The sequence below is a fragment of the Bacillus mesophilum genome (assembly GCF_008923265.1).
GTDB classification, from domain to species: Bacteria; Bacillota; Bacilli; order Bacillales; family Cytobacillaceae; genus Cytobacillus; species Cytobacillus mesophilum.
In genome coordinates this window covers 42753-54296 of record NZ_WBOT01000006.1, presented here as the reverse complement: position 1 = coordinate 54296, position 11544 = coordinate 42753, and the positions used below count along the sequence as shown (strand labels likewise).

General features: G+C 38.4%; 9 protein-coding genes. 6 read left to right on the top strand and 3 right to left on the bottom strand.

Annotated features, from left to right (window positions below):
* Positions 1-7: 7 nt before the first annotated feature.
* Positions 8-1360, bottom strand: a complete 1353-nt coding sequence (locus F7732_RS17025; protein WP_151575222.1) for an MATE family efflux transporter — start codon at positions 1358-1360, stop codon at positions 8-10.
* A 41-nt stretch (positions 1361-1401) separates the two neighbouring features.
* On the bottom strand, positions 1402-3180 hold the full coding sequence (locus tag F7732_RS17020) for a glycoside hydrolase family 13 protein (protein ID WP_151575220.1): 1779 nt from the start codon (positions 3178-3180) through the stop codon (positions 1402-1404).
* 444 nt (positions 3181-3624) lie between these two features.
* On the opposite strand from F7732_RS17020, the gene F7732_RS17015 reads away from it, so the two are divergent.
* The 5 genes from F7732_RS17015 to F7732_RS16995 all read left to right on the top strand — a co-directional run bounded on the left by F7732_RS17015 (position 3625) and on the right by F7732_RS16995 (position 9918).
* On the top strand, positions 3625-4917 hold the full coding sequence (locus F7732_RS17015) for an extracellular solute-binding protein (protein WP_151575218.1): 1293 nt from the start codon (positions 3625-3627) through the stop codon (positions 4915-4917).
* 159 nt (positions 4918-5076) lie between these two features.
* Positions 5077-6360 (top strand): carbohydrate ABC transporter permease, encoded by a 1284-nt coding sequence (locus tag F7732_RS17010; RefSeq protein ID WP_151575216.1) that lies wholly within the window; start codon positions 5077-5079, stop codon positions 6358-6360.
* 2 nt (positions 6361-6362) lie between these two features.
* The gene (locus F7732_RS17005; RefSeq protein ID WP_151575214.1) at positions 6363-7205 is read left to right on the top strand and encodes a sugar ABC transporter permease; all 843 of its coding nucleotides are present in this window, start codon (positions 6363-6365) and stop codon (positions 7203-7205) included.
* A 60-nt stretch (positions 7206-7265) separates the two neighbouring features.
* Complete coding sequence (locus F7732_RS17000) at positions 7266-8813, top strand: alpha-amylase family glycosyl hydrolase (protein ID WP_151575212.1); 1548 nt, start codon at positions 7266-7268, stop codon at positions 8811-8813.
* Positions 8814-8889: 76 nt separating this feature from the next.
* Entirely contained in the window at positions 8890-9918 is a 1029-nt protein-coding gene (locus F7732_RS16995; RefSeq protein ID WP_151575210.1) for a LacI family DNA-binding transcriptional regulator, read from the top strand.
* Between the two features lie 46 nt (positions 9919-9964).
* Here the strand turns inward: F7732_RS16995 and F7732_RS16990 are convergent, their stop codons facing one another.
* On the bottom strand, positions 9965-10837 hold the full coding sequence (locus F7732_RS16990; RefSeq protein WP_151575208.1) for an SDR family oxidoreductase: 873 nt from the start codon (positions 10835-10837) through the stop codon (positions 9965-9967).
* Between the two features lie 178 nt (positions 10838-11015).
* On the opposite strand from F7732_RS16990, the gene F7732_RS16985 reads away from it, so the two are divergent.
* Positions 11016-11525 (top strand): GNAT family N-acetyltransferase, encoded by a 510-nt coding sequence (locus tag F7732_RS16985; RefSeq protein WP_151575206.1) that lies wholly within the window; start codon positions 11016-11018, stop codon positions 11523-11525.
* Positions 11526-11544: the final 19 nt, after the last annotated feature.

The window sequence follows — 11544 nt, the reverse complement described above, 5'->3', positions numbered from 1 at the left end:
AATCAAACTATGCACCCTGTTTTGCTGTCACAAAGCCTTTGCTTCTCCAGACACCTGATCTCCAGCGGAAAAGCATGAGAATGCCCCGCAGCCATTCATCAGCAATAAATGCAATCCAAATGCCAGTCAGCCCAAGTCCAAAATGGATTCCGAGCAGATAGGATAGGCTAACACTTACGCCCCACATGGATAAAATTCCGATATACACAGGGAATTTCACATCTCCAGCAGCACGCAAAGAGTTAATAACGACTAGATTAAATGAGCGGCCAGGCTCTAATATAATCGTCAGCAGGATCAGAAATGCACCAGTTTCAATGATTTCTGGGTTAGATGTGAAAATACCAAGCAGATTCTCGGAAAAGATCGAGAATAAAATGGCTGTACCTAAAGAAATGGCAATCGCTAAACGCAAGCTTTGCATACATCTTTTATAAGCTTCTTCAAATTTGCCTGCACCAATCATATGGCCAATTAAAATTTGTGTACCTTGGCTGATTGCGACACTGAAAAGAAAAATGAACATCATAATATTTTGTGTGTATACTCGAGCCGTTAATGCTTCTGTGCCTAGAGCAGCAATGAAGATCGTAATCACCATTTGGGAAGCATTATAAGACAGCTGTTCACCTGCAGAGGGAATTCCGATTTTCAGCAGATTTCGTATATGCTCCTTTGGTAGCTGAAACAGCTTTCTGAAAGGAAGTTCGCCATTCGTTCTTTTAACGAGAACCATAATAGATACGATTAGACCAATAAATCTGCTGACAGCAGTCGAAATGGCAACTCCTTCAACCCCTAATACGGGAAATCCGAAAGGACCAAAAATAAAGAGGTAGTTTCCAGCCACATTAAGGATGTTCATCCCGATCGTAATGTACATAATATCTCTTGTAAAACCGTAGCTTCTGACCGTTGCACCAATCGTCATAATGACTGCTTGAACAAAGGAAAAACCGCCAACAATAACTAAGTAAATATAGGCTTCATCCAGCAGCTCGCTTGGCAGATCCATTAAAAGCAATAAAGGTTTTCCAGTGAAAAACAGCAAAATACTTAATAGAATTCCAAAAACAAGATTGACAGCAAGTGAAACAACCGAAATTTCGCCTGCAGTCTGAAGTCTGTTTGCACCAATGTTTTGAGCAATTAATATGGCGGTTCCTGTCGCTATAAAACCAAACATGACAATGACCAATGAAAGGATTTGATTAGCCACTCCAACTGCAGCAACAGAATCATCAGAATACTGGGAGAGCATTAATGTATCTGCATTCCCCATAAGCATATGCAAGAGGACTTCAATAAAAATCGGCCATGTTAAGGCAAATAAGGTGAGCTTTTTCTGATTTTGACTCATTCAATTTTCTCCTGACTGTTGACTTAAACTAAATTCCAATTTTAAAGGATGGGATTTGCATGGTCAATAGACAAAATAGAAAAATCAAGTCCTTCAAGTTTAACTTGGAGAGTATCTGCTTCTCCTGCAAAATCTTCATTACTGTATAAATTACGGACAAGCTGCCCTTTTAATGAGTAAGGCAATGTGTAAAATACTTCATCATCCGATGCATTCACCAGCACGATCACGGATTTAGAAGGCGTGAATTTCCGAAACGCAACAAGATTCGGGAAGTCTGTTTTTAAAAACTCAAGCTCTCCTTCATTTGCAAGCAGCTTTTCCGATTTGCGCAGAGAAATAAGTTTCTGTACATGCGAAAACATATCTCGATCCTGTTTTTCCACATCCCAAATCATACATTTGCGGCAGCCAGGGTCCATTTCACCATTTAAACCAATTTCATCCCCGTAATAAAGGCAAGGGGAGCCGATAAACGTAAATAACAAAGTGAAAACTAATTTCAAGTGATCCTTACTGTCTCCGCACTCCGTTAAAATTCTTGGAGTATCATGGCTGCCTACTAAGTTAAAGGCAGCTGTATTTACGGTTGATGGATAACTATGAAGAACTGCTGTCATATTATCAGCAAATTGCTGGGCGGTAATGGTTTTTGCAGCCAAAAGGTTAAGGACATTGGTTGTGAAAGGATAATTCATAACAGCGTCGAATTGATCACCGCGCAGCCATGGCATTGAATTGTGCCATACTTCTCCTAAAATATATAAATCCGGTTTAACGGTTTTGACAGCCTGTCGAAATTCACGCCAGAATTGATGATCGATTTCATTGGCAACATCTAATCTCCAGCCATCAATATTGAATTCTTCAATCCAGTATTTCGCTACCTTAAATAAGTACTTTTTTACATCTGTATTTTTAGTGTTCAATTTTGGCATCGCACCAACAAAGGCAAAGGTTTCATAGTTTGGGCGTTCAGCCTTTGTATCCAGTGGAAAGCTGTGCGGGTGAAACCAGTCTTTATATTTTGATTGGTCCCCGTTTTTTAATACATCCTGAAAAGGAGGGAAGTAGTACCCACTATGATTAAATACAGCATCAAGCATGACACGTATGCCTCGTTTATGGCATTCAGTTACCAGTTTCTTTAATGTCTCCTTTGTGCCAAATTGAGGATCTAATTCTAGATAATCAATGGTATCGTATTTATGATTCGAGTATGCTTTAAAGACAGGCGTAAAGTAGATACCGTTAATGCCAAGCTCTACTAAATAATCAAGGTGCTCAATAACACCTTCAAAGTCGCCGCCAAAGAAATTAGCAGGAGTAGGTTCTTCACTTCCCCAAGGCAGTGTGCCTTCAGGATCTATTGCAGGATTTCCATTCGCAAATCTCTCAGGAAAGATTTGATACCATACGGTGTCTTTCACCCAAGCTGGGGCTTGAAAGACTTCAGATTCATGGAGATATGGAAAGTTGAAATAATAGCCTGAATCAGCCGGAGGTGTTTCGTAAAATCCCTTTTCAGTTAGTATCACTGTTTCCTTTTCATTTGTAAGTGCAAAGCCATATCTGCTGCGGCGGTATGGAGGCGTAATGGCTGCAAGCCAGTAATCATAGTGAAGATCACTGCCCGCTTTTTTCATTTCTGTTTGTTCGTAAACCCATTTGCCATCTTTCCATATATATTGATCTCCATGGAGCAGACTGACGGACAGAACATCATCCTTTTTTGTGAAAATTTTTATATGTAAGGTCTTATTGTCTGCAGCATACACAAATTGATCTGCAGGGAAATGGATAATCGAGGATTTTTCCATATCTATATCACTCCTTTTAGTGCAATCGGTTGCATTATAACATATTTTCAGAAAGATTCATTATCTATTTTTTTAGTTTTACAATAAACGAAATCCCATAATGAATTTTAGCTGCTTTAAAATATATAGAATGGCATGTAATCGTTGAATATATGCAGAAACAGAGCAGTAATATGCAAAAATATTTACAGAAGAAATTAGATTAAATCAGCATAATTCAATAAGAACATAAAAAAAATATTGTCAAAATAAAAAAAGCCTGTATAATAAAGATTGAAATTGTGCAATCGTTTTCACTGAGAATTAAACAGATATTAGAGTGAAAAGTAAGTGGATAAAAAGGTAAGCAATTATTTTTTACAAATACAATAATAACGCTTACATTTTTGTGCAAACGGTTGTACAATGACAATAGAAACATAACTATTAGGAGGGGGCAATACCATGAAAAAATCATTATCTATCTTTATGATGCTGGTTTTACTATTAGGATTGCTTGCAGCATGTGGTCCAGATCGAGAAGCAAGAGAACAAAGTACAGAAGACGAAAATAATAATACAGAAAATCAAGGTGAAGAGCCAAAACCAGAAAAGCTTGTTGTCTGGGAAGATGTAGATAAAGGCATTGCCTTAGAACCTGCAATTGAGTCATTTGAAGAAGAATATGGCATTGAAGTAGAATACGTAGAATTAAATATGGCCGACAAAATTCGTGATCAATTAAGATTAGATGGTCCGGCTGGAAATGCTCCTGACGTTGTTACTTTACCTCATGATCAAATCGGTCAGGTGGTAACAGAAGGTCTTCTGCAGGAAATCCAAGTAGAAGATGCGGTATTAGATACATTCAGCGAGTCATCCATTTCTGCTCAAATGTTTGACGGCAAATTATATGGACTTCCAAAGTCAACTGAAACACCCGTATTTATCTATAATAAAGCATTAATGGATCAAGCGCCTGAGACAATGGATGAGTTATACGAGCAGGCTAAAGAGCTTACGAGCGGTGATCAATATGGCTTTATCGCAGTATTAGATGATTTCTATATGGCTCATGGCTATCTTGCCGGAATGGGCGGATATGTATTTAAAGATAATGATGGCGCATTAGACCGTAATGATATTGGTTTAAATAATGAAGGTGCAATCGCTGGCGCTGAGTTCATTCAAAAGTGGTATGCTGACGGATTATTCCCAAGCGGAATCATCGGTGAGACAGGCGGAGCGGCTAGAGACGGATTATTTAACGAAGGAAATGCTGCTTCTGTCATGAATGGTCCTTGGGCACTTCAAGGTATGAAGGATGCTGGAATTGAAGTTGGGGTTGCTCCAATGCCGAAGCTTCCAAATGGAGAGCCTGTAAAAACATTTATGGGTGTTAAAGGCTGGCATGTAACACAATTTACGAAAAATCCTTACTGGTCCACAAAACTTATTGAGCATATCACAAACGAAGAAAATGCAAAAACTCGCTTTGAATTAACACAAGAGATTCCACCGGTGAAATCACTAATCGATGATCCGATTATAGCGGAAAATGAAGCTGCAAAAGCTGTTGCAGAACAATCTCAATATGCGATTCCAATGCCAAACATTCCTGAAATGGGAGAAGTTTGGGCACCAATGGCATCTGCACTGCAGACAATTGCTACTGGTAAATCTGATCCAAAAGCGGCTTTAGATGAAGCTGTTGAAACAATTAAAACAAATATTGAAACAAACCATCCAGGCAACTAATTAATAAAAAAATCAAGAGCACATAAAATAGCGGCAATGCTCTCAAATAGAGTATTGCCCTATGCTTTGATTAAACTGACAAGGCATGATGCGGCAAGACCCTTGCCGCTTTTAAATTATACTAAACTTTCTCTTTCATAGAGGAGGAGGGATGTAGCAATGACCGAACATACTATTAAAACTAACCATGGCAGAAATGCTGCTCTGCTGTCGATTTTACCAGGCATAGGGCAGTTTTATAATAAACAATACTTAAAGGGAATCATCTTTCTCATTTTAACGGCTTCCTTCTTTATTGCCTTTACAGATACATTATCGTGGGGGTTTTGGGGGCTGTTTACACTAGGTGAAATTCCGAATCTCGATCATTCCATATTCTTATTGATTGATGGAATTATAGCTCTCATTGTAACAGCTTTGGGTCTCGTTATTTATGCATTTAATATTTATGATGCCCTTAGCAATGGAAGAAAACGGGATGAAGGCAGAAAGTTAAATAGCGTAAAAGAACAGTATCATAATTTACTTGATAGCGGTTTTCCATATTTAATGATTTCTCCGGGATTTTTCCTTTTAGTATTTGTTGTTATTTTCCCAATTCTTTTCGTTATCTTACTTTCCTTTACAAATTATGATTTATATCATTCACCGCCTGCTAAGCTTGTTGATTGGATCGGTGTTCAAAACTTTATTGATATTTTCAAGCTGGATCTTTGGAGAGAAACATTCATTGGTGTATTTGGCTGGACGATTGTATGGACTTTTGGAGCAACTACATTGCAGGTTGCACTTGGTATCTTCCTGGCAATCTTAGTCAATCAAAAGGATTTAAAAGGAAAAGCCATTATTAGAACAGTATTAATTTTACCTTGGGCTGTACCATCCTTTATTTCCATTTTGATATTCTCAGGGATGTTTAATGAATCATTTGGTGTCATTAACCGAACCCTGCTTGATGCAATCGGCATTGGAGCAATCCCCTGGATGACAGAGGAAGGATGGACGAGGCTTGCTCTTATTTTTATTCAGTCATGGCTTGGATTCCCATTCATTTTTGCCATGACAACTGGTGTTCTTCAATCTATACCAGATGAACTCTACGAGGCAGCAACTGTAGATGGAGCATCCATGCTGCAGAAGTTCAGAAAAATTACCTTGCCGCTTGTGTTATTTGCGACAGCGCCAATCATTATTACACAGTACACGTTTAACTTTAACAACTTTAATGTTATCTTCCTCTTTAATGGCGGAGGACCTGCACTTCCAGGGCAAAATGCCGGGGGATCGGATATTTTAATTTCATGGATCTATAAATTGACCATGACATCTGCTCAATATGGGAAAGCAGCAGCTATTACGATGATTCTATCTTTAATTGTTATAAGTATCGCCTTATGGCAATTCAAACGAACAAAATCATTTAAAGAAGAGGATATGATGTAGCTATGAGTATGAAAAAAAATAAAATCGTCCGCTTAACTGTATCCTATTTAATTATTGCGTTTGTCGTATTAATTGTTATTTACCCGCTTCTTTGGGTAATTGGTTCATCATTTAATCCGGGGCAGAGTTTATCAGGAAGCAAAATGTTTCCGGAAAATCCAACTCTAGATCACTATCGATTTTTGTTTGATATGGAAGAATCGAATTATGTGAAATGGTATCTTAACTCTCTGAAAATTAGTGTTATGACCATGATCTTAACCGTCATCACTGTTTCATTGACAGCTTACTCTTTTTCAAGATACCGTTTTGTCGGCAGAAAAAATGGGTTGCTTACGTTTTTAATTCTGCAGATGATTCCTAACTTTGCAGCACTTATTGCTATTTTTGTTCTTGCAACAAGAACAGGTTTAATTGATACACATCTTGGATTAATTCTTGTATATGTTGGCGGTCAAATACCAATGAACACTTGGCTGATGAAAGGATATTTGGATACGATTCCGAAAGAGCTTGATGAATCAGCCCGCATGGATGGAGCAAGTCACTTTAGAGTCTTTTTCCAAATCATTATGCCGCTTGCTAAACCAATTGTGGCAGTTGTGGCGTTATTTTCATTCATTGCGCCATTTGGTGATTTCATTCTTGCGAGAATTATTCTTAGAACAGATGAAAAGTTCACGATGGCAGTTGGGTTATATGAGATGGTAGCAAAACAGTTCGGGAATGAATTCACAAAATTTGCAGCCGGTTCTGTGCTGATCGCGATCCCAATCGCAATTCTTTTCTTGTTTTTCCAAAAATATTTTGTATCTGGTTTGACGGCTGGGGGAACAAAAGGCTAATCTTAAAGGGCTGAACAATTTACAAGCAATATTTTGCTTGAAACTGAAGGAGGAGCGGCGATGAAATTCAGAGTATGGACTCTCATCTTAATCCCGTTTCTTCTTTTTTGCGCCCTACCGGTAGGAGCAGTTGAAAAAGAAGAGCGTAGCTGGCAAGATGAAACAATTTATTTTTTAATGATTGATCGCTTTAGCAATGGAGATAATTCCAATGACTTTAAAGTGGATGTAAAGGATCCTAAAGCCTATCACGGCGGTGATTTTCAAGGTGTGATGGATGAACTTGATTATATTCAAGAGATGGGATTTACAGCTATTTGGCTGACGCCTGTTTTTGATAATCAGGATATGGGCTATCACGGGTATTGGATTAATGACTTTTATAATACGGAAGAGCATTTTGGAACGATTGATGAGTTTAAAGAACTTGTAAAAGAAGCACACAAGCGTGATATAAAAGTGATTCTTGATTTTGTTGTCAATCATACCGGAACAGAGCATGAATTTGCTCAAGATCCAGAGAAAGCAGACTGGTTCCATGAAGAGAAGGAAATTACGAACTGGTCAGATCAAGAAGAGCTTGAAAATGGCTGGATTTACGGACTGCCTGACTTAAACCAGGAAAATCCTGAAGTGAGAGATTACTTAATTGATGCAGCAAAATGGTGGATTACTGAAACAGATATTGATGGCTATCGCCTAGATACGGTTAAGCATGTTCCGAAATCGTTTTGGACTGAATTTTCCAAAGAAGTGAAAAGTGTCAAGGACGATTTTTATTTGCTTGGAGAAGTTTGGGCTGAAGATCCTGAATATATAGCCGATTATGCTGAAACGGGAATTGATGGTTTTGTAGATTATCCCTTAAATGATCATTTAAGAACTGCATTTGCTGAGCCAGACCAATCTCTGCACTGGTTATTTCAGACTTGGGAAAATAATAAACAAATATATGAACAGCCATATCTATTAGGAACGTTTATGGACAACCATGATACCGTCCGGTTTACGAGAGATGCAATTCTTAAAAATCAGCATCCTGGGCCGAGATGGAGGATGGCTCTTTCCTATCTTTACACTGTGCCTGGAATACCGATTGTTTATTATGGAAGTGAAATTGCATTAGATGGAGGGGAAGATCCAGATAACCGCAAGCAAATGGACTTCCGCACGGACAAAGAGTTAATCGAGTATATAACGAAGCTAGGCGAGGTACGCAATGAACTGCCATCTTTAACTAGAGGTTCAATGGAGTTATTGAACGAAGACCAGGGAATGGCTCTGTATAAAAGAGTTTATGAAGATGAAACAAGTATTGTAGCATTAAATAATACATCTGAAACTCAAACTGTCGTATTAACAGAAGAGGATATTCCTGCTGACATGGAACTAAGGGGTCTTTTAAATGGTGACCTTGTCCGAAGTGATAATGATGGAAATTATACGATTGTAACAGATCGTGAAGAAGCTGAGGTTTATGTATTAGCTGAAAAAACGGGCATTAATTTTACACATATAGCCATTATGATTGGAATTATTGTGGCTTTTATTGCATTTTTATTCATTGTCAAAAAAAGATCAAAACAGAACGAACCCGAAACAAATTAAAACACGGTCTTTATATATGAGAGTATGAGATCAATGCTGTTGATCATAAGGCAAAACGTAGTAGGAGGTGATGGTCATGGCAGTTACGATTAAGGATGTTGCAAAACTCGCAAATGTAGCACCGTCGACCGTTTCCAGAGTAATTGCAAATAACCCGCGCATTAGTGAAAAAACAAAGAAAAAAGTAAAAGAGGCGATGAGACAGCTAGGATATCATCCTAACTTTATTGCCAGAAGTCTCGCAAGCCAGTCAACACAGGCAATTGGTCTTGTGATGCCAAGCTCAGCGGATATTGTTTTTCAGAATCCCTTCTTCTCCACAGTCTTAAGAGGACTTAGTGAAGGAGCCCATGTAAAGCATTATGCCCTTCATATGACAACAGGAAAGACAGATGAGGAAATTTTTGACGGGGTTATGCAAATGGTGCAAGGTGGCCGGGTAGATGGAGTAATCCTTTTATATTCCAAAGTCGAGGATAAGATTCAATCCTACTTGCGTGAACGGAATTTCCCTTTTGTTGTAATTGGAAAACCATTTAAAAATGTAGAAGAAATAACTCATGTGGATAATGATAATTTCCGTGCTGCAAAAGACGTAACAGAATACTTAATCAAGCTTGGCCATCAGCAAATTGCTTTTGTCGGCGGAAGCTTAAATATGGTTGTAACAGTTGAACGTCTTCTAGGTTACGAAAAAGCGATCAGAGAAGCAGGAATCAACCTTGTTAATGAATATATTGTCCATGAGCAATTTTTGCGGGAGGGCGGTCAGGAAGCAATACGAGGTTTGCTTTCTCTGGAGCGCCCGCCGACTGCCTTAGTGGTCTCGGATGACTTAATGGCATTAGGCGTGTTAAATACTCTAAACGAAATTGGACTGGCTGTACCTGAGGACATGTCTATTATAAGCTTTAACAATGTCATTATTGCAGAGATGTCGCGACCGCCGCTTACTTCGGTTGATATTAATATTTTCGATTTAGGTTTCGAGGCATCAAGGAGTCTTATTCAACTAATCGAGAATCCGAAAGAACCTGTAAAACGCATTATCATTCCGCATCAAATTGTTGAGAGATCAACTTGTGCAGCACCGAACTTGAGGTAAAGCAAAAAAACACAGAGATACTCTCTGTGTTTTTTTGTTTTATCTTTTATCCGTTAAGCACTTTCCCGCCATTTACATGAATCATTTGCCCGCTGACATAAGTAGAATCATCAGATGCTAAATAAACATAGCTTGGTGCGAGCTCAAATGGCTGTCCAGGACGGCCAAGCGGCGTATCTTGTCCAAAGGTCGAAACATTCTTCTCATCAAATGTAGATGGTATTAACGGTGTCCAAATTGGTCCTGGTGCTACTCCGTTTACGCGGATGCCTTGCCCTGCCAGTGAAGCGGATAATGAACGCGTGAACGATACTATCGCTCCTTTTGTGGATGAATAATCGATAAGAAGCTCATTGCCGGCATATGCCGTAACTGAAGCTGTGTTAATAATGGAACTGCCCTTTTGTAAGTGAGGAAGTACAGCTTTCGTTAAATAGAAAAATGAGAAAATATTGGTTCTGAATGTTTTTTCAAGCTGTTCGGACGTAATATCCAAAAGACTCTTTTGCGGATGCTGTTCTGCAGCATTGTTGACAAGAACATCAATTTTCGAGAACTGATCCAATGTCTTTTTCACTACTTCCTTACAGAAATCTTCTTTTCCAATATCCCCGGAAATCAAGAGACATTGCTGCCCTTCTGCTTCAATCGCATTTTTTGCGTCTTCTGCATCTTTATGCTCGTCCAAATAAACGATTGCTACATCTGCACCTTCTTTAGCAAAATAAATAGCAGCGGATTTACCGATTCCGCTGTCTCCTCCAGTAATAAGAGCGACTTTTCCTTTCAGCTTTCCAGAGCCTCGATAGTCTGGATCAACATAAATAGGTTCAGGCTTCATTTTATCTTCTACACCAGGCTGCTCGTTTTGATGCTGTGCCGGTACACTTGTTGGAATATTAAGCTTATCGTTTGTCATGTTAAATACCTCCAAATAATAACTGTGATATATAATACATTCCAACTTAGTATCAGAAAAAAACATGGAAATTATTAGCAGTAAATAAATCAGTCTAAAAAAAAGCAAAAAGACAAAAAATTGAGTCTATAATAAAAATAAGAAAAACCTTAGATATATATAAAGGTGGGGAAAAGAATTGATTACAATTAGAAAAGCTGTGTTAGAAGATGCTAAAGGCATTATTGAACATTGTAAAATAGTGTTTGAAGAAACAGACTTCTTGTTAACAGAGCCAGAGGAATATGACATGACCATTGAAAAGGAACAGAAATGGATACTGAATAATTCATATCCGAAGCACCTGCTGCTTGTAGCTGAAAATGAAGCAGGGGAAATAATCGGGATGCTGAACTTTTCACCAAAAGAAAGAATGAAGGTTCGTCATATCGGATATTTTGGCATATCCATTCAAGCAAAATACTGCAATGGCGGACTTGGATCTGCACTCATTGAGGAATTACTTCATTGGGCAAAAAAAGAGCCTGGTATTGAGAAGGTATGTTTAGAGGTCTTTTCCCATAATGATAGAGCTTATTATTTATATAAGAAGCTTGGTTTTAAGGAAGAAGGAAGAAAAATTAAACACATTAAAACGAGTGATGGTCATTATCATGACGAAATTATGATGTATCAATTTGTGAAGTGAAACGGATGGCAGGCAGTAG